Consider the following 17,978-nt stretch of genomic DNA (forward strand, 5'->3'; position numbering starts at 1 on the left):
ATGTTGAGCACGCCGCCGCGCTTGATGCCGGGCGACTTGTCCTCGTTGATGAAGTGGACAGGCACGTCGACATTGACTTCGGTGTCCTTGCCGATGCGCAGGAAGTCGACATGGACAGGGAAATCCTTGACCGGGTCGAGCTGGAAGTCCTTCGGCAGGACCTGGATCTTCTTGCCGTCGACATCGATCGTGGCGATCGTGGTCAGGAACCCGCCGCCATGGATCTTGTAGTAGATGTCCTTGTAGGTGAGCGCGATAGCCAGGGGAGGCTGCTTGTCACCATAAATTACTGCAGGCACTTTACCGTTGCGGCGAACTGCACGGGCGGACCCCTTACCGACCTGTTCGCGTGCTTCGGCCTTGAGCTCGTAAGTGTCGTGGCTCATGGCATTTCCTTTCGGTTTGTTCTGGAGCGCTCACGGTGGGCAGAGTGCCTGGACCGTAAACGTCGAAAGCCGACATACCCATGCATGATCTGGTCCGAAAACCGGAATCCACTTTTCGGGATCATGCGGGAAGGCGGCCTTCCGCCGCGTTGCCTCCAAGGGTGTCTACGCGGGTGGCGGCTCTATAGCGGAAGGCGGCCGGAGGTGCAAGCCAAAGGCACGACCGGCCTGGTGCAGCCCAGACGGCCGCTATCCGCGCTTTTCGATGACGGCATAGAGCACGTTGCGGTTCTCGCCGAAGAATACCTGCGCCTCGACGGTGTTGCGGTCGACGCTGGCATTGACGATGTTCCACATATCGACCTCCGATCGCAGCAGCAACACCCAGTCCATGAACGTCTCCCGATACCCCGCGTCGGGGGTGCCCTCGGCGTAGTTGGCGAACAGGAATGTTCCGTTCGGCTTCAACATCTGCAGGCAGGTCTTCGTGAGTTTCACCGCGACGTTGTGGGCGAGGTAGTCGTAAAGGCCGGAGGCGTAGATGAAGTCGAATTTGCCGAGCTTGTGGCCCCGCGTGAGCACGGTTCGCACCGAGCCGTCGATGGCTTCGACGGCGGTGCCCTGGAAGTCGCGCGAGATCAGCCCAACGCTCTGGGGATCCTGGTCGAGCGCAACCCAGCGCTTGAGACGGCCCTCCGTCAGGGCGACCGAACGATTGGCTTCCCGCAAATGGCCGGCCGCGATCGCCAGAACCTCGGTTTCCGGTCCGTTCTTGGCCGCGATCTCGTCGACATATCGGGTCAGGAGGTCGCGTCGTTCCCGGGCCGCGACGCATGACGGTACGTTCTGGGTATGGCTATAGAGTGCTTTGCCGACCTCCGAGGCGTTCGCCACGCTCTCTGCCACGTGCGGATCACAATAGATGTAGTCGAGCAACTGCGCGTCGCCGGAATAGCCCCTGGGTTTGGTGAAGGACCAGTGCGTCAGTGGATCCTCGAGAAAATACTTCAGGATCGGATGGTTCTGCGCGACCGGTATCAACGCATGCCAGACGTCGGGATGAACCTTGGAATGCAGGCCATTGAGGAAGGACAGCAAGCGGCCGACGATCTCGGCCGGGTTCTTGTCCTGTTCGACCTGCTGCTGTGTCGCGTGGAGAATGAGGGCAAGCTCCGCGCGCGCGGTTTCGAACGCTTCGCCATGATGCTCGATCTTTCCCCGAGGCAGCGTGCCGGCGAGCATCTCGGCAGTAATCAAGCTTTTGCCATCAAGAACGGTCTGCACGCCATCACTCCATAGTTAACAGTCGGTTAACTTATTGCGTAGAATGCTCCCTTTGCCAATGTCGGGCCGACGGCATTTTAGGTTTATGATTAATTTCCCGCCAACCATGTTCGTTGGTTAATCAGCTTCCGAGCCGGATTCCGGGTTCGAGTTAACGGAAACTTGTCTTGCGCGATTGCATTTGTTTGCCCGGCGTTCGCAATCGCCGTCGCGTCCCAAGGAGCCGGCCCGCGTGGGGGCAGAAGCTGGAAATGAGTTCGGAAAACAAAATCCCTTTCAAAAGGGGTCGATTGTGATGAACGAACACGTGTCATCCGCATTGGCCGATACGGTTGATGCTGAGCCGTACGAGCCGCGCTACGAACTGGGGGCCGACGAACTTCGCGCCCTCTACCGCACCGAAGCCCGGGCGACGCGAAGAGGGGAAGCCAGGCCAGGGCTTTGGATCGCAGTTGCGATCTATCTCTTGTTTTCGGCAACGGATCTGCTGCTGATCCCGGATGTGGCCGCCTATACGATCACGGCGCGTTTCGCGGTCGGCTTGAGCGCGCTTTTGATCCTGGAAGCGCAGCTTCGCCACGGCGTCGGGACGGAATGGCTCGACGTGACCTGCGCCGGGGCCATCATCTTTGGCTATGTTGGTTGGCTGTGTCCGGCGATTATGGGCGCGGACAAGGAAAGCGTCTCTTACTATATGGTCTTTGGGACCATATTCATGATGAGCGCCAATCTTTTCTTTACATTCAATTTCAAGCTTTCTATCGTAACCTCGACAATAATCTTATGTATACTTTATATCGTAAATTACTTTGTTCCATCAACCCTCATATACAAAATGGTATTTGGGGCTTTCTATGTTTCTTGTTTCACGTTCACCTCATATGTGAACTGGAAACTGAACGAGGAACGCTACAACGTCTTCCTGAACGCCCTGGAAGCCAAGATCCAACACAATGAGGCGACCGAACGCGGCAAGGCCCTGCTGAGGTTGTCGCGGACCGATCCGCTCACGGGTCTGGAGAACCGGCGCGCGATCGACGAGAAGCTGCGAGACTACTGGAACGATTGGCAAAAGGTCGGCACCAGCTTTGGGGCGATCCTCATCGACGTGGACTTCTTCAAGAAGTTCAATGACTGCTACGGCCATCAGGAAGGCGACCGCTGCCTGATCCATGTCGCCAATGCCCTTAGCGATATGATCAAACAGTATAATGGCTCCATCGGCCGCTATGGCGGCGAAGAGTTCATCGTCCTGGCTCGCATGGAGAAAAAGGAGCAGATCCTGGACATTGCGGAAGCCATTTGCAGCACGGTGGAGAACCTGGCTCTGACGCACGAACTGCGGCGCGACGGCGTCTCGATCGTAACGGTAAGCGTTGGCGCCGCATTCACCCGGACGCAGACCGGGGCCAAGCTGGAGAAAATCATTCACGAGGCCGATCGCGCTCTCTATCTGGCAAAAGCCGGCGGCCGAAATTGTGCCCGGCTGTTCGATCCAACCGACCCGCAAAGCAGTGACGAGAGCGAGAACATTGCGGCTTTGCTGAAGATCGCGATCGGCCAGAATCTCGTTTCACTCGTTTACCAGCCTATCCAGGATGTCAAATCGGACCGGGTTGAAGCGGTGGAGGCTCTGATGCGCCTCAAGATGCTCGACGGCACATCGGTTCCGCCGAGCCTGTTCATTCCCGTCGCCGAACGGACCGGTGCGATCCTGGAACTCGGGCGCTGGGCGATAAGGACAGTGTGCGCCGAACTGCTGGCGGACGACCACGTCCGTGTCGTCAGTGTCAACGTCTCCCCGATCCAGCTCAAGACACCGGGCTTCGCGACGTCGGTCGCGACCATTCTGGGCGAGACGGGTGTCGCAGGCAGCAGGCTGGCCTTCGAGATCACCGAAGGGCTGGAGATGGAGATGCACTCCGACATCCTGCGCTGCATCAGCGACCTGAAGCTGCTCGGGATCAAGATCTGGCTTGATGATTTCGGGACCGGCTTTGCGGGCCTTTCGTGGCTTCGCCTGATCGATTTCGATACGGTGAAGATCGATCGCTCGTTTCTGCATGACTGCAGCTCCCCGAGCGGCAAGGCGATGCTGCAGGACATTATCACCCTGGTTCGAAATCGCGGCCACAAAATCCTGGTCGAAGGGGTGGAGACAGACGAGCAGATGGCCCTTATGCGCGAATTCGGCATAGACAAGATCCAGGGCTTCCATGTCGGCCGTCCCGCTCCCGCCGTCAGTTTCCAGGCAAAGCGAGCCATGCGCAAACGGCCATTTGCCGTGCTTAAGTCCGCATGATGGTGGCCTCTTCCGACGTTTGGCTAGCCGTCGTCAAGCCGTGCTAGCGGTCGCCGGTCAACGCGGCGCGTAACGCCTGGATCTGCCGGTTCAGCGCATCGAGCTCAGTCAGCGTCATGCCCGAGCGTTCGACCAAGGCTTCGTTCAGGCAGTTGCATTGGACAAGCAGTGCGCGCCCGGCTGATGTCAGATCGACCTGCACCTGGCGTTCGTCGGTCTGGCTGCGCTGGCGGGTCACCAGCCCGGCCTGCTCCATTCGCTTCACCAGCGGCGTGACGGTGCTCGATTCCAAAGCGAGCCGATGGGCGATGGTGCCGACCGACATGCCGTCGGCCTCTCCAAGCGCGTTCAACACCAGGTACTGCGGATAGGTGATGCCCATCTCGTCCAGCATCGGCTTGTAGGTGCGGTTGATCGCCATGCTGGTGGCATAGAGCGTGAAACAGAGCTGATTGTCCAACGGGAGAGGCACGGCGCATTCCTTTTGCCAATGTGGGCATCATTTCGATACCACGAAAAATGATATCGCGATACATATTTGTGTGGACAAGGGTTTTAGGCCGCGTTAGCTATGTCGTTATCGCGATATTGTTTATCGCGAAAATAACCAGAAGGAGATTGAGATGACCTCGCAAACCAAACCCAGCTCCGGCAGCGGCATGATCACCACCAGGGACGGAACGCAGATTTACTACAAGGACTGGGGGACCGGGCAGCCTGTCGTCTTTCATCACGGCTGGCCGTTGAGCAGCGACGATTGGGACGCCCAGATGCTGTTCTTCGTGTCACAGGGCTACCGTGTCATTGCCCATGATCGCCGAGGCCATGGCCGCTCGACCCAGACGGATATCGGCAACGAGATGGACACCTATGCCGCCGACGTAGCGGAACTCGCAGCCCATCTGGACCTCAAGAACGCCATCCATGTCGGCCATTCGACCGGCGGCGGCGAAGTGGCGCGTTATGTCGCCAAGTATGGCGCCGGCGGCCGTGTCGCCAAGGCGGTGCTGATCGGCGCGGTGCCGCCAATCATGCTCAAGACTGCCGCCAATCCCGGCGGCCTGCCGATCGAAGTGTTCGACGGCTTCCGCTCCGCGCAGGCAGCCAATCGCGCCCAGTTCTTCCGCGACGTTCCATCAGGTCCGTTCTACGGCTTCAACCGCCCGGGCGCAGAGGTATCGCAGGGCGTCATCGATAATTGGTGGCGCCAGGGCATGATGGGCGGCACCAAGGCGCATTATGATTGCATCAAGGCCTTTTCGGAAACCGACTTCACCGAGGATCTGAAGGCGATCGACGTGCCTGTGCTGGTCATGCACGGCGACGACGACCAGATCGTTCCCATCGCGGACTCGGCGCTGCTGACGATCAAGCTGCTCAAGAAGGGCGAGCTCAAGGTCTACAAGGGCTTCCCGCACGGCATGGCCACGACCCATGCAGACATCGTCAACGCCGACCTGCTGGCCTTCTTCAAAGCATAGGCCGTTGGAACGAAAAAAGCACCCGCCGTCTGGCGGGTGCTTTTCCTTGCGTGGGTTTCAGGCCTGATCTAGGCGGCCGCCTGCGCCTTGCGCGCTTCCTTCATGTTGGGCAGGAACACGGTCAGCAATCCAAGGAACGGCAAATAGGAGCAGATCTGGAAGACGAAATCGATGCCCTTCATGTCGGCGAGGACGCCGAGCACGGCCGCCGCGATGCCGCCCATGCCGAAGGCGAAGCCGAAGAAGATGCCGGCGATCATGCCGACGCGACCCGGCACGAGCTCCTGCGCAAAGACGACAATGTTGGAGAACGCCGAGGAGAGGATCAGGCCGATCAGCACCGTCAGCACCATCGTCCATTCCAGATTGGCGTAGGGCAGGGCGAGCGTGAAGGGCAGCACGCCGACGATGGAGAACCAGATCATCGCCTTTTGCCCATAGCGGTCGCCGAAGGGGCCGCCGAGCAGGATGCCCAGCGCCGAGGCACCGAGAAACAGGAACAGCATGACCTGGCTCATCTGCACAGAAACGCCGAACTTATGCATGGAATAGAAGGTGTAGTAGCTGGCGAGGCTGGCGATGTAGGCATTCTTGCTCAGCACCAGCAGTGTCAGCACGATCAATGCATTCATCACCTTGCGGCGCGGGAAGGGCGAAACGAAGCTCGCCGCCTTGCGGGTGCCCTGCGCGGCACGCAGCCGGCTGTACCAGCCGCCGACCTGCCACAAAACGATGATGCCGATCAGCGAGCCGACGGCGAACCAGGAAATGCTGGTCTGGCCGAACGGCACGACGATGAAGGCCGCCAGCAGCGGCCCCATGGACTGGCCGAAATTGCCGCCCACCTGGAACAGCGACTGCGCCAGCCCGAAGCGGCCGCCGGAAGCGAAGCGGGCGATGCGCGAGGATTCCGGGTGGAAGATCGCCGAGCCGATGCCGATCAGCGAGGCACCGATCAGCAGCAGCGAATAATGCCCGGCATAGGCGAGCACGATCAGGCCGATCAGCGACGACGCCATGCCGTAGGGCAGCGAATAGGGCATCGGCCGCTTGTCGGTGATCATGCCGATCAGCGGCTGCAGCAAGGATGCGGTCACCTGGAAAGTGAAGGTCAACAAGCCGATCTGCCAGAAATCGAGGCCATAATTCTCTTTCAGGAGCGGGTAAATGGCCGATAGCAGCGACTGCATGATGTCGTTGATGCAGTGGCAGAAGCTCACCGCCAGGATGACGGTGAAGGCCGTCGCCTGGGCTGAGGCGTGACTGGCGCTCGCCGGTGGGGCGACGCTGGCTGCTGTCGTATCGGTCAAGGTAGGCTCCGTGGTCTTTTTGGCGGGCACGCCCGCAGGCAACTGGCGGACGCTCCTTGCGGCCACCCTGGGGACGGTGCCTTATAAGCCGCTTGCGAGACGACTTCTTTCGTGGTTTGGTCCAATAGTTTCGCAAGTGGGCCATATCGGATGCCGCACGGCAAAGAAGTCTTTCACGCTGGCAATGCCAATCTCGGCCAGTTGCACGAGAGCCGCTGGCAGTGGCTTGAGCAAGTGGCCGGGCCGGCGGTGGCATTGCCGACCGAATATCCTGACGGCTACCGCGTGCCACAGCACCGCCACAGCCGCAGCCAGCTCTTGCATGCGCTTGTCGGTGTGGTGCTGGTGACGACACGCTACGGGCGCTGGATGGTGCCGCCCGACCACGCGATGTGGATTCCAGCCGGCACCGAGCATTCCGTCGAGATGCTGGGCGACGTCTCGATGCGTTCGGTTTATGTCATGCCACAGGCGATCCCCGGGCTGCCCGAAGGCTTGCGCGTCGTCGGCGTCACCGACCTGATGCACAGCCTGATCGTGGAATCGGAGAAGCTCCCGCAAGGCGGCGTTCTGGAAGGACGCGGTGGGCTGATCATGAACCTTCTGCTGCACGAAATCCCGACCTTGCCGGAACGGCCTCTTGGGCTGCCATTTCCGTCGGATCCAAGATTGTCGGCGCTGTGCCGACGCTTCGTCGCAGCACCGTCGCCGCATGCGACCATCGACGAGTGGGCCGATGCAGCCGGCATGAGCCGCCGTTCCTTCACGCGCGCCTTCCAGCGCCAGACCGGCCTGCCGCTGTCGACATGGCGCCAGCAGGCCTGCCTGTTCGCGGCGCTGCCCAGGCTGGCGGACGGCGAGCCGATCACCAGGGTGGCGCTTGATCTCGGCTATGACAGCGTGCCGGCCTTCATCACCATGTTCAAGCGCATGCTGGGGACCTCGCCGCGCGGCTATATGCGCGGCGCACGCGAGAACGTCGAGGTCGCTCGTCGCCTGATCGGCCCGGTTCGGTTGGAAAGCTCCGCGCCTTAAGGGCAGGCGGGTTTAGTCGAACAGGCTGGACACCGATTCCTCAGTCGCCGTGCGCGAGATGGCTTCGCCCATCAGGTCGGCGATCGAGATGACGCGGATGTTGGGCGCGTCGAGCACGCCCTGGGTCGGCTGGATGGAATCGGTGATCACCAGTTCCTGCAGCTTCGAGCCGCTGATGCGGGCAACGGCACCGCCCGACAGCACGCCGTGGGTGATGTAGGCGGTGACGCTGGTGGCGCCGTTGGCCAGCAGTGCATCGGCGGCATTGCACAGCGTGCCGCCGGAATCGACGATGTCGTCGATCAGCAGGCAATCCTTGCCGGCGACCGCGCCGATGATGTTCATGACTTCCGATTCGCCCGGCCGTTCGCGGCGCTTGTCGACGATGGCCAGTTGCGCATCGAAGCGCTTGGCCAGCGCACGAGCGCGGACCACGCCGCCAATGTCGGGCGAAACCACCACGACGTTGCCGAGTTGCTTGTATTTGGCCTTCACGTCGCGGGCCATGACCGGCACGGAAAACAGATTGTCGGTCGGGATGTCGAAGAAGCCCTGGATCTGGCCGGCATGCAGGTCGAGCGTCAGAACGCGGTCGACGCCGGCGCGGGTGATCATGTTGGCAACCAGCTTGGCCGAGATCGGCGTGCGGCCGGAGGCGCGGCGGTCCTGCCTGGCGTAGCCGAAATAAGGGATGACCGCCGTGATGCGCTTGGCCGAGGAGCGCATGAAGGCATCGATCATGATGAGCAGTTCCATCAAATGATCGTTGGTCGGAAACGAGGTCGACTGCAGGATGAAGACATCTTCGCCGCGCACGTTTTCCTGGATTTCGACGAAGATTTCCTGGTCGGCGAAGCGCCTGACCGTGGCTTTGCCCAGCGGGACATTGAGGTACCGGGCGACTGCTTCGGCCAGCACCCTGTTGGAATTGCCCGCGAAGAGTTTCATGCACGGTTCCTGGTGGAGGATGATGAGGCCTGACGGACTCGCTTGCGCCCTTTAACCGGGCTTTTAGCGGCCCGCGCTGGTATTGCAAGCGCCGAGATCGGGAATCCGCCGGCTAAACTCAAGAAAGCTCCGCGCCATCGCCGGACTGCAACAGGGAGCACGGGACTTGTGCTGGTCCTTCTTCTCATTGGGCATCGGATTTTCCCAAAACCGTCTCCACTTTGGGGTCCGATGCCTCTAGCCCGCCTTGCCGCCGAGCCAGGCGGCGAACTGGTCGATGGTCTGGTCGGCGATCGCCTGCATGGTGGCCGGCGAGATCCCCTTCCAGCTGTCGCCGCCCGCGCTGCCGCCGGAATTGACCGACGGAGCCTTCTGCTGGCCATTGATGCGGTGCAGCCGGTTGCCAGCGGGGTCATAGACGTCCCAGACATAGATGACGGTGGTGTCGGCGCCTTCCGACATCGTCGAGAAATAGCCTTTCAGCACATGTGTCACGGTCTGGTCGGCGCTGCCGGCGAGAGTGATGCCGCGCTGCCTGGCACGGGTCTGCAACTCCGCCGTCAGAGGTGTCGCAGCTTCCACCGAAGCGCCTACGATCGGCGCGATCTGCAAGCGGGTCTTCGACAGGATGGCAGCGCTTTGGGCTGATGTGACCGGTGCGGCGGCGGTTGCGGGAGCGCCAGACGTGCTGGTGGCGGGCCCGGCCGGAACCGTCGCCGCCGTGTTGCCTGACGTTGCGGGCAGCGTCTGGGTCGACGTCGCCGGCGGGGGGATCGCCGACGGTTCGAGCACGTCCTTTGCGTTGGTGCAGGCGGCAAGAGCCAATGCCACAAGCAATGACACGGTCGTCACATGCGATCGTCTCATTTGCCTTCTAACTCCTTGGCGAAGAACGCCTCCCACTGTGGATTCACTTTACGATCAAGTCGAGATCATGGCGGGACAGCGGCCTGGGCTGGGATTCGGTGGTCAGGTAGGTGCGGCCAAGCGTCATCGCCGTCTCGGTGTCGGAGTCCATGATGATCATATGGGCGAACAGCGTCATGTTGGGCGCGATCGGTTCGGGATTGCCCTGGTAGAACATCGGCATGTCCATCCAGGACGGGGTGAAGCGGGCGCCGACCGAATAGCCGCAGGCGTTCAGCCGGTGCTTGGTCAGGCCGTGTGCCTCCATGGTGCGGGCATGCGCATCGAAGACGTCGCCGAAGCTGTTGCCCGGCATCATCGCCTTCTCGACAGCCAGGAGTGCTGCGCGGGCGGCGTCGAACAGTTCCTGATGGCGCTTCGACACCTTGCCGGTCAGCACCGTGCGCATCATCGGCGCATGGTAGTGGTTGAAGACGCCGGCCCATTCGAGCGTCAGCTGGTCGTTCTTGGTGAGCTTGCGGCGGCCGGCCTTGTAGCGGCACAGCAGCGCATCGACGCCGGAGCCGATGATGAACTCGTTGGCCGGATAGTCGCCGCCGCCGGCGAAGATCGCGCCCTGCATGGCGGCCAGGATCAGAGCTTCGTCGCCGCCTTGCTTGATCAGCGGCATTGCCGCGTCGAGCGCATCGTCGGAGAGATTGGCGGCCTTCTCGGCCTTGGCGATCTCGGCCGGGCTCTTGAACAGGCGCAGCCGGCCGACAATGCCGGACGCATCGGCGATCTGGCCGAAGGTCTGCAACTGCTCGTCCAGGCGGCGGCCGTTGAAGGCGGTCAGGCCGTGGGTGTCATATTCGACACCGATGCGGGCGCCGAGCAGGTCGAGTTCGTTGAGCAGATTGCGCAGGTCGACCGCGGGATTGGCGCCGTTGCGGTCGGTCCACAAGACGATGTTGTCGATAATCGAGGTCTGACGTGCCTGGCGCAGGTCGGCCGAGCGGGTCAGAAGCACCATCGAACCGTCGGCCTTGACCACCAGGCACTGGAAGAAGCAGAAGCCGAACGTGTCGTAGCCGGTCAGCCAATACATGCTTTCCTGCGCGAACAGCAGGATGGCGTCGAGCTTCTTTTCGGCCATCTCGATGATCAGCCGGTCGCGCCGCGCGTCAAATTCAGATCGTTCAAAATGCAGCGCCATTATTCCCTCTCCAAGACAATTGCCGAAACCTGCCGGCCGTAATCGGGCTCCTTGCGATGCGTGGTGCGCCGATAGGAGTAGAACAGGCCTTCCTCGGCGTAAGTGCAGCGGTCTAGGCCCTCAGCCGTCACGCCTGCCTTGGCCAGCCGGTCAACCGTGTAGCGATTGAGGTCGAACATCGCATGGCCGGCATTGGCGGACGGAGCGAAATAGAGGATGTTTTCGGCGTCGGCTTCGACAAAGCGGGCGACGAATTCCGGGCCGACCTCGTAGTTTCGCGGGCCGATGGAGGGGCCTAGCACGGCGACGATGTTTTGGCGCCGGGCGCCGAGGCTTTCCATCGCCAGGATGGTGTTTTCGAGCACGCCGGTGAACGCGCCTTTCCAGCCGGAATGCGCAGCGCCGATGATGCGCGCCTGCGCATCAGCGAACAGCACGGGACCGCAATCGGCGGTCGAGGCGCCGATGGCGATGCCCGGCCGGTCGGTGACGATAGCGTCCGCCTTGGGGCGCTCGCCGGCAAAGGGCTCCCTGGCGATGACGACATCGGGCGAATGGATTTGCCAGGCGGTCAACAGATGGCTTGCCGGCACGCCCATCCAGGCAGCGACACGGGCGCGGTTCTCGGCAACCAGCGTCTGGTCGTCATTCGATCCGGTGCCGATGTTGAGGCCCTGATAGATGCCGCCGGAAACACCGCCGACGCGGGTGAAATAGCCGTGGCGGATGCCTTGTGCCTGCGCCTCGTCCAGCAGCGGCGACCGAACGGGATCCGGTTTGGTCTGATTCAGCATGCGGGCGTTGTTGTCCGTGTGGGCGGTTTCGTCAAGAAGAAGGTGCTTGGTCGAGAACAGGCTGCAAAGCGCGGACGGGAGATTGGGAGGGGCGGCGGTAAAAAGTCAATCCGCCTCGGCAAAGGGCCGAACCGCCACGCCGCGAGGCAGCACCGCAAGCACCTTGAACAGCTCGCCCATGGCTTGCGGCCCTGCGAGGCGCTCGACGTCGCCGGCGATCCTTTCGCGCGCCGCCTGGCCGGCATCGGCGCCAAGGCGGCCGGCGCGCTCGAGGATGCCCATGCCGAGCAGGAAGTCGCCCTGTGTCGTCAGATGGGCTTCGAGGCCATGTGCACGCGCGATCGCGGCAAGGGCGGCGAAATCGACGTGGGAGGTGAGGTCGGCCTCACCGGGATTGGCCAGCACATCTTCGTGATCATGGCTGCGCAAGGCCTGCAGCGTGTCCCCGACACCCGGCTGGAAATGGCCGTAGTCGAGAAACAGGCCGGCGCCACCATGCCTGGATATGCGCTCGGCGATTGTTGCCATCAGCGCGGTGCGGGCAGGCGCCACTTCGGCGATCGCGCCTTGCGGCGCGTCAGCGGCATCGGCGGGCAGCAGCGTCGGGTCGACCGAGCCGGCGCCGGCGAAGAAGCAAAGGTCGTTGGTCTCGTCGAGGCCGACCATGCGCTCGCGCCAGCCGGCGCCGGCGCGGATGAACTGGCGGATGGGCACTGCGTCGAACAGTTCGTTGCCGACGATGAACAGCGATTGTTGCGGCAAGGTCTCGATGGTTTCGTGCCAGCCAACCGCGAAGGGTGTGACGCCAAGCGTCTTTTTTTGCACCTCGGTCAGGCGCGGGCTTGTCTCGATCATGGCGAAGGTGGCGCCGTTGGCCAGGTCAGGATCGAGCCGCGACAGCGTGCGCAGCATGTCCTTCATCAGCGTGCCGCGGCCGGGTCCGATCTCGGCGATGGTGGCCGACCGCGGCCGGCCGCCCGCCAGCCAGGCTTGATAAAGCCACACGGCGACCAGTTCGCCGAACATCTGGCTGATCTCCGGCGCGGTGATGAAGTCGCCGCCCGCACCAAAGGGCTCGCGCGTCGTGTAGTAGCCGTCCGCCGGGTCGAACAGGCACAGCGCCATGTACTCGTTGACGGGAAGCGGCCCAAGGGCCTCGATCAGGTCGACGATGCGGGTCTTCAGCCGTGTCATGCCGGCTGCGGCTGTGCCACCGGCTTGGCGGTCAGCATCGCCCAGATGCCGGCCAGCACCATCGGGGTAGAAAGGATCATGCCCATGGTCAGCCAGTTGGTGCCGAGGAGATAGCCGAGCTGCTGGTCAGGCTCGCGGAAGAACTCGACGAAGATGCGCGACAGGCCATAGCCGCAGATGAAGGCGCCGCCGACGAAGCGCGGCGTCTTCAGCCTGAGGCGCGAATGGGTGAGAATGCGCAGCACGAGGAACAGCACCACACCCTCGAGCAGCGCCTCGTAAAGCTGGCTCGGATGACGGGCAAACGGCCCGCCATTGGGAAACTCGAACGCCCAGGGCACGTCGGTTGGTCGGCCCCACAGTTCGGAATTGATGAAGTTGGCGACGCGCACCAGGCCAAGGCCGACCGGCACGCCGGCCGCCACGACATCGAACAGCGACCAGGTGCGGATGCCGCGCTTGATGGAAAACAGCGTCATGGCGAGGATGACGCCGAGCAGGCCGCCATGGAACGACATGCCGCCCTGCCACACGGCGAAGATATCGAGCGGGTGCGCGATGTAGCGCGCCAGATCATAGAAGAGCACATAGCCGGTGCGGCCTCCGAGCACGACGCCGATGGCCGCCCAGACGATGAAATCGTCGAGATCCTCCGGCTTCATCGGCAGGACGCCGTTCGGCCACAGCCTGGCATTGGCGGCGAGCCGCTTGGCATACCACCAGGCGAACAGGATGCCGACGATATAGCCGACGCCATACCAGTGCACCGCCAGCGGCCCGATCTGGATGAGGATCGGGTTGATGTTGGGGAAGGGCAGGGAGGCCAGCGGCAGCAGGAAATATTCGTTCAACGGGGAACTCTCGATTGCGAACGTGTTTGGGCGCGGACCATGCGGCAGGGTTTTGGCAGGGTCAAGGCAAGGTGGGCGCACTCGACTTGATGCCGCAGCAAGGTGCAACAAGCTTGCATTCGACGCGCGGCGCCACTACGTCAATTTTGTGCAAGCGCGAGGATTTGCCATGTCGACCGGACCGAACCGCATTCTCGATGAATTCGCCAAGCTGATGACCGACGCCGCCGGCGCCGCCCAGGGCGTGCGCCGTGAGGTGGAGACCGCCTTCAAGGGGCAGGCCGAGCGCATTCTCAACACGATGGACGTGGTGCAGCGCGAAGAGTTCGAAGCCGCGCGCGAGATGGCCGCCAAAGCGCGGGAAGAAAACACCCGCCTTGCCGCCCGCATCGAGGCGCTCGAGGCGAAGCTTGCAGAACTGGCCGGCGACGCCACATCAGCGACGGCCGCCAAGCCGCGCACAAAAAAATAATCGTTAAACTTTTCCACATAGCCCGATCCTGAAAAGCGCTTTGCCGTGAATCGCTTAACGGCATTGCATGAATCTTTGTGACAGCGGCTTTCCACATGCGAATGACGCAGTGCGAAAAATTGGGCTGTTCACGCGACTCCCGATCAATAGACTGAATTTGTTGCATGATTCGGAGCAGGATCATGCGACCGGGCGGTGGGGTCCGGTCTGGGGTCTTTGCGTCGAGAAGTCGTCTTTGCGCGAGGAAAGTCCTGGCCGTCCGAGTTCTAGACAAGATTGTTCGTTGTGTGTGCCCTCCCGCGGAGCGTGTGGCGGCGCTCGTACAGAACGACAGGAAGCATTCCATGGAACTTCTCGAACTCGAATTCTCCCGCGAAATCCATCCGGTGGATGTTATCGAGCAGGTGGCCCACAACAACGACTGGTCTTTCGAGCGGGCCGGCGACGACGAGATTTCGATCTCGGTTGCCGGAAGCTGGACCGACTATCACGTCTCCTTTTCGTGGATGGAAGATTTCGAGGCGCTGCACCTGGCCTGCGCCTTCGATATCAAGGTGCCGGAGACCCGCACGCTGGAAGTGATGCGGCTCTTGTCGCTGATCAACGAGCAGATGCTGTTTGGCCATTTCGACCTCTGGGAGCAGGAGGGCGCGATCATGTTCCGCCAGTCGCTGCTGCTGGCCGGCGGGGTCGAGCCGTCGAGCCAGCAGGTCGAAGTGTTGCTGTCGTCGGCGCTGGAAGCCTGCGAATGCTATTTCCAGGCGTTCCAGTTCGTCGTCTGGTCGGGAACCTCGGCCAAGGACGCCCTGGCCGGTGTGCTGTTCGAGACCTACGGCAACGCCTGAGTCCCCGTTAAGGCAGACAAGAGCAAGATGAGTTCGAACACCGAGCGCAAGCCCGAGATCAGTTTTGCCGATTTCGATCGTGTCGACATCCGCGCCGGCACGATCGTCGAGGCCGAGCCGTTTCCCGAGGCGCGCAAGCCCGCGTTCAAGCTGAAGATCGATTTCGGCGCCGGCATCGGTATCAAGAAATCGTCGGCGCAGATCACCAAATACTATACACCGGAGACGCTGATCGGCCGGCAGGTGTTCGCGGTGGTCAATTTCCCGCCGCGCCAGATCGGTCCATTCATGTCGGAAGTGCTCACTCTCGGCTTTCCCGACGAAGAGGGCGCCGTGGTGCTCGGCGCGATCGAGCGTAAGGTGCCGGATGGCGGGCGGTTGTTTTAGGGTCTCAACTGGGGATTATAATCCCAGGCGAACCGGGACGAATTGATAATCCTTTCGGCAGATGCTTCAGCATGAATTTCATGCCATGTCGTGACAGGAATGTCGCGCGTGGACATCATCCGCTTTTCCTGTCCGCGTCGACCAATTTCCTTATTCTGTAAAATTTGAACTGTTTGCCTTCGGCGATTAATTCAAGGTTGCCGTGTCGTGGCGGGCTGCGCTCCGGCGCGATTACCAGCAGATAGTCAAAGTCACGGGTCCAATGCGCTGCATACGCTGCCTCGACCGGTGGTAAAGCACCGGCGGCGTAGGCCTCCAGCTCAGACATCGGGATAGGCCCGCCTTGCGGTACGGTCAGGTTTGCCACTTCCGGCCGGGGCCTCACCGGCTGTTTTCCCGGATAGGTGAACAGCGTTGGCATCAGTGCATTGCGTGTGACTACGGCCAACGCGGCAGCATTGTACATTGGATAAAGGAGCAGATTCGTTGGCGGGTCGTCTGGAAGGCCATTCTGGCCGGTAAGGATTCGCGAACCCATTGGAATGGCGTCGAACGCGGTCATAAGGGCACGATATTCGCTGCCGCACGACAATTGGGCCCAGATCGCGATGCCACTGTTTGCAAGCCCGGCGCCAAACGCCAGCGCGACGAGAAGTGTTCCACGCGAGTCTCGCGGACGCTTGATCGTGACGAAGGCTGGCAGGATCAGAATAAGCGCCAGAAGGACGCGCCCGTCGACAAAGGCCGTGTCCACAACGCGAAACGGCATGACAATGAACAGGCACAAGAGCCCAAAGCCTATCCAGCAGCCGACGCGAGAGACCGCCACCATCCTGTGCTTCACCGCAAGGTAACTGAGAATGACCAGCACCACGGTCACGGCTGAGGAAGTGTATCTGCTGAAGCCGTTGACTTGAACCAGCGCCAACAATTTCGCCGACAGGGCCCATTCGGTTCCTTCGCCACCCACTTTGCCGCCGTAGGCGAGCGCCAGGGCGCCAACTGCGATGACCGGAGCAGCCATTCCGGCAACCAGCAAGATCGTGCGTTTCCAATTCTCAATATGGTCTGGCCAGCGGGAGAGTTCGTACAGCCCCACCACAATGCCATACAGGCCGAGGGCAAATAGGTGAGAGATATACAGAACCAGGACGAAGACGGCGTGGATCGCAAGGCGCAGCGGCAAAGGTCTTTCCGCAAGCCAAATCCAAACCGCGATGGACCAAAGAACGATCCCCAGTCCAAATTCAAAATTCACGAATCCGAAAGCGAAAGGCATGGCGTAGAGGAAGAGCGAAGCGACGAAGCCGCTGAGGATCACACGCCCCTGTGCGGCCGCTCCGACGGCCATTGCCCCGCTGACGACCAGCATTTGCGAGACTAGATAGAAAAGCTTTGATGCCAGTTCGATCCCGATCAAGCGCCCAGCGAACGGGACGACGAGATCCATGGCTAGATTAGGGTAGGGTGCCCACGCGGCTTCATAATAGGGATGGGCTTCGGGCGTACCGGCGCGCATCAGGATCGACATTCTTGCGAGATGATTTGGATAGTCTGCCATAGCGGGTATGTCGACGAGCAGTACGGGCAAGAAAGCCACCACCAGCAGAACTATCAGCAAGATACCTTCGGGCCTGATGAAATGGCTCGTGTAACTGTTGATTTTGTTGCTGGCTGTTGCTTCGAGCATGCCACAATGTAGGTAGAAATGGTAAATTTTGAGTCGCCGACAATTATCAATCTGACTTGGTCATGGCTCCGAAGTCGCACAATACGTCACGCCGAACCATCCCTTTGAAACAAGGTGCCGTGGCAGACTAACGGTTGATTGTGCGTCGCCGCGCTTTGTCATCCGTGGCGGTGTGTCAGCTTCGCCCTTGGACAACGAAAAGCACGATCAGGCCGCCAGCTTTCGCGGTGTGCCCAGTGCTTCCTCGACCGTGTCGAGGAACATTTCCGCACAGGCCTTCCAGCTGTAGCGCATGGCGCGTTCGCGGGCCTCGGCACGGTCGACGTTGAGCGCGGCGAGTGAGGCCTCGCGCAAATCGTTGGAGACCGCGCCGCCAAAACCATCGCCGACAATGTCGATCGGCCCGGTCACCGGATAGGCGGCAACCGGCGTGCCGCTGGCCAGTGCCTCGATGATGACGTTGCCGAACGTGTCGGTGCGGCTCGGGAAGACGAAGACGTCGGCCGACGCATAGATCTCGGCCAGTTCGTCGTTGGGGCGATGGCCGAGGAAATGCGCTTGCGGATATTTCGCCTTCAGCCTGGCAAGCTCGGGGCCTTCGCCGACGATCACCTTGCTGCCGGGCAGGTCGAGGTCGAGGAAAGCACCCAGGTTCTTTTCGATGGCGACGCGGCCGACGCAGAGGAAGATCGGGCCGGGGAAGCCGAGGTCCTTCTTCCTGTCCGGGCGGAAATGGTCGGTGTCGACGCCGCGCGTCCATGGCCGCAGCTTGGTGAAGCCGCGCGCGGAAAGGTCGTCGGCGAGCGACTGGGTGGCGACCAGCGTGCCCTGGCCGGAATTATGGAAATCGCGCAGCCAGCGATAGGCCCAGCTTTCCGGCACCGGCAGGCGGGCGCTGAGATATTCGGGAAAGCGCGTGTGATAGCTGGTGGTGAAT

18 protein-coding genes are annotated in these 17,978 nt (G+C 61.6%); 6 read left to right on the forward strand and 12 right to left on the reverse strand.

All coding sequences use genetic code 11. From position 1 onward, the window contains the following. Window positions 1-386 (reverse strand): 50S ribosomal protein L25/general stress protein Ctc (locus EN949_RS21330; protein WP_127371766.1); only part of this gene is annotated, 386 nt, incomplete at its 3' end. A 249-nt stretch (window positions 387-635) separates the two neighbouring features. Further along, window positions 636-1,670 carry a methyltransferase gene (locus EN949_RS21335; RefSeq protein ID WP_013529996.1) on the reverse strand — a complete coding sequence of 345 codons (1,035 nt, stop codon included), beginning with the start codon at window positions 1,668-1,670 and terminating at the stop codon, window positions 636-638. Between the two features lie 295 nt (window positions 1,671-1,965). Between EN949_RS21335 and EN949_RS21340 the strand changes: the two genes are divergently transcribed. Then, on the forward strand, window positions 1,966-3,972 hold the full coding sequence (locus EN949_RS21340) for an EAL domain-containing protein (RefSeq protein WP_032808605.1): 2,007 nt from the start codon (window positions 1,966-1,968) through the stop codon (window positions 3,970-3,972). A gap of 43 nt (window positions 3,973-4,015) precedes the next feature. Here EN949_RS21340 and EN949_RS21345 read toward each other — a convergent pair whose 3' ends face one another. Next, complete coding sequence (locus EN949_RS21345) at window positions 4,016-4,444, reverse strand: MarR family transcriptional regulator (protein WP_013529998.1); 429 nt, start codon at window positions 4,442-4,444, stop codon at window positions 4,016-4,018. Window positions 4,445-4,595: 151 nt separating this feature from the next. Here EN949_RS21345 and EN949_RS21350 point away from each other — a divergent pair, with 151 nt between their 5' ends. Further along, window positions 4,596-5,453 (forward strand): alpha/beta hydrolase, encoded by an 858-nt coding sequence (locus EN949_RS21350; protein ID WP_024505632.1) that lies wholly within the window; start codon window positions 4,596-4,598, stop codon window positions 5,451-5,453. A 68-nt stretch (window positions 5,454-5,521) separates the two neighbouring features. On the opposite strand, the gene EN949_RS21355 is transcribed toward EN949_RS21350, so the two are convergent. After that, window positions 5,522-6,763 (reverse strand): MFS transporter, encoded by a 1,242-nt coding sequence (locus EN949_RS21355; RefSeq protein WP_164755435.1) that lies wholly within the window; start codon window positions 6,761-6,763, stop codon window positions 5,522-5,524. Window positions 6,764-6,913: 150 nt separating this feature from the next. Between EN949_RS21355 and EN949_RS21360 the strand changes: the two genes are divergently transcribed. Further along, window positions 6,914-7,798 carry a helix-turn-helix transcriptional regulator gene (locus EN949_RS21360; RefSeq protein WP_024505630.1) on the forward strand — a complete coding sequence of 295 codons (885 nt, stop codon included), beginning with the start codon at window positions 6,914-6,916 and terminating at the stop codon, window positions 7,796-7,798. 12 nt (window positions 7,799-7,810) lie between these two features. Here the strand turns inward: EN949_RS21360 and EN949_RS21365 are convergent, their stop codons facing one another. The 6 genes from EN949_RS21365 to lgt form a co-directional block, all read right to left on the reverse strand. Continuing rightward, window positions 7,811-8,746 (reverse strand): ribose-phosphate pyrophosphokinase, encoded by a 936-nt coding sequence (locus tag EN949_RS21365; RefSeq protein ID WP_013530002.1) that lies wholly within the window; start codon window positions 8,744-8,746, stop codon window positions 7,811-7,813. 237 nt (window positions 8,747-8,983) lie between these two features. After that, complete coding sequence (locus EN949_RS21370) at window positions 8,984-9,613, reverse strand: hypothetical protein (RefSeq protein WP_127371767.1); 630 nt, start codon at window positions 9,611-9,613, stop codon at window positions 8,984-8,986. Between the two features lie 43 nt (window positions 9,614-9,656). After that, window positions 9,657-10,808: a Xaa-Pro peptidase family protein gene (locus EN949_RS21375; RefSeq protein WP_127366101.1), complete on the reverse strand. Its 1,152-nt coding sequence runs from the start codon at window positions 10,806-10,808 to the stop codon at window positions 9,657-9,659. Continuing rightward, on the reverse strand, window positions 10,808-11,602 hold the full coding sequence (gene pgeF / locus EN949_RS21380; RefSeq protein WP_127366100.1) for a peptidoglycan editing factor PgeF: 795 nt from the start codon (window positions 11,600-11,602) through the stop codon (window positions 10,808-10,810). Before pgeF ends, EN949_RS21375 begins: the two co-directional genes overlap by 1 nt. Before the next feature lie 105 nt (window positions 11,603-11,707). Next, on the reverse strand, window positions 11,708-12,796 hold the full coding sequence (locus tag EN949_RS21385) for a class I SAM-dependent methyltransferase (protein ID WP_127366099.1): 1,089 nt from the start codon (window positions 12,794-12,796) through the stop codon (window positions 11,708-11,710). After that, a complete protein-coding gene (lgt, locus tag EN949_RS21390; RefSeq protein WP_082827483.1) occupies window positions 12,793-13,647 on the reverse strand; it encodes a prolipoprotein diacylglyceryl transferase in 855 nt (284 codons plus the stop codon). Before lgt ends, EN949_RS21385 begins: the two co-directional genes overlap by 4 nt. Window positions 13,648-13,816: 169 nt before the next feature. On the opposite strand from lgt, the gene EN949_RS21395 reads away from it, so the two are divergent. From EN949_RS21395 to EN949_RS21405, 3 genes are all read left to right on the forward strand, one after another. After that, window positions 13,817-14,119 carry an accessory factor UbiK family protein gene (locus EN949_RS21395; protein ID WP_063168840.1) on the forward strand — a complete coding sequence of 101 codons (303 nt, stop codon included), beginning with the start codon at window positions 13,817-13,819 and terminating at the stop codon, window positions 14,117-14,119. A 344-nt stretch (window positions 14,120-14,463) separates the two neighbouring features. Next, complete coding sequence (locus EN949_RS21400) at window positions 14,464-14,964, forward strand: YbjN domain-containing protein (RefSeq protein WP_013530009.1); 501 nt, start codon at window positions 14,464-14,466, stop codon at window positions 14,962-14,964. 27 nt (window positions 14,965-14,991) lie between these two features. Further along, on the forward strand, window positions 14,992-15,351 hold the full coding sequence (locus tag EN949_RS21405) for a tRNA-binding protein (protein WP_013530010.1): 360 nt from the start codon (window positions 14,992-14,994) through the stop codon (window positions 15,349-15,351). A gap of 115 nt (window positions 15,352-15,466) precedes the next feature. Here EN949_RS21405 and EN949_RS21410 read toward each other — a convergent pair whose 3' ends face one another. After that, window positions 15,467-17,041, reverse strand: coding sequence for a hypothetical protein (locus tag EN949_RS21410; RefSeq protein ID WP_127371191.1), 1,575 nt, complete (start codon window positions 17,039-17,041; stop codon window positions 15,467-15,469). A gap of 207 nt (window positions 17,042-17,248) precedes the next feature. Beyond that, a partial coding sequence (locus EN949_RS21415; protein WP_164782526.1) for a glycosyltransferase occupies window positions 17,249-17,978 on the reverse strand: 730 nt, incomplete at its 5' end.

It is taken from the genome of Mesorhizobium sp. M7A.F.Ca.US.007.01.2.1 (genome assembly GCF_003998165.1).
GTDB lineage: Bacteria > Pseudomonadota > Alphaproteobacteria > Rhizobiales > Rhizobiaceae > Mesorhizobium > Mesorhizobium ciceri.

Excerpts from the sequence above, each read along its gene's own strand:
- EN949_RS21410 (WP_127371191.1), bottom strand. The coding sequence starts at position 17,041 with ATGCTCGAAGCAACAGCCAGCAACAAAATCAACAGTTACACGAGCCAT.
- pgeF (WP_127366100.1), bottom strand. The coding sequence starts at position 11,602 with ATGCTGAATCAGACCAAACCGGATCCCGTTCGGTCGCCGCTGCTGGAC.
- EN949_RS21400 (WP_013530009.1), top strand. The coding sequence starts at position 14,464 with ATGGAACTTCTCGAACTCGAATTCTCCCGCGAAATCCATCCGGTGGAT.
- EN949_RS21405 (WP_013530010.1), top strand. The coding sequence starts at position 14,992 with ATGAGTTCGAACACCGAGCGCAAGCCCGAGATCAGTTTTGCCGATTTC.
- EN949_RS21360 (WP_024505630.1), top strand. The coding sequence starts at position 6,914 with ATGCCGCACGGCAAAGAAGTCTTTCACGCTGGCAATGCCAATCTCGGC.
- EN949_RS21375 (WP_127366101.1), bottom strand. The coding sequence starts at position 10,808 with ATGGCGCTGCATTTTGAACGATCTGAATTTGACGCGCGGCGCGACCGG.
- EN949_RS21385 (WP_127366099.1), bottom strand. The coding sequence starts at position 12,796 with ATGACACGGCTGAAGACCCGCATCGTCGACCTGATCGAGGCCCTTGGG.
- EN949_RS21340 (WP_032808605.1), top strand. The coding sequence starts at position 1,966 with ATGAACGAACACGTGTCATCCGCATTGGCCGATACGGTTGATGCTGAG.
- EN949_RS21395 (WP_063168840.1), top strand. The coding sequence starts at position 13,817 with ATGTCGACCGGACCGAACCGCATTCTCGATGAATTCGCCAAGCTGATG.
- EN949_RS21365 (WP_013530002.1), bottom strand. The coding sequence starts at position 8,746 with ATGAAACTCTTCGCGGGCAATTCCAACAGGGTGCTGGCCGAAGCAGTC.
- EN949_RS21350 (WP_024505632.1), top strand. The coding sequence starts at position 4,596 with ATGACCTCGCAAACCAAACCCAGCTCCGGCAGCGGCATGATCACCACC.
- EN949_RS21370 (WP_127371767.1), bottom strand. The coding sequence starts at position 9,613 with ATGAGACGATCGCATGTGACGACCGTGTCATTGCTTGTGGCATTGGCT.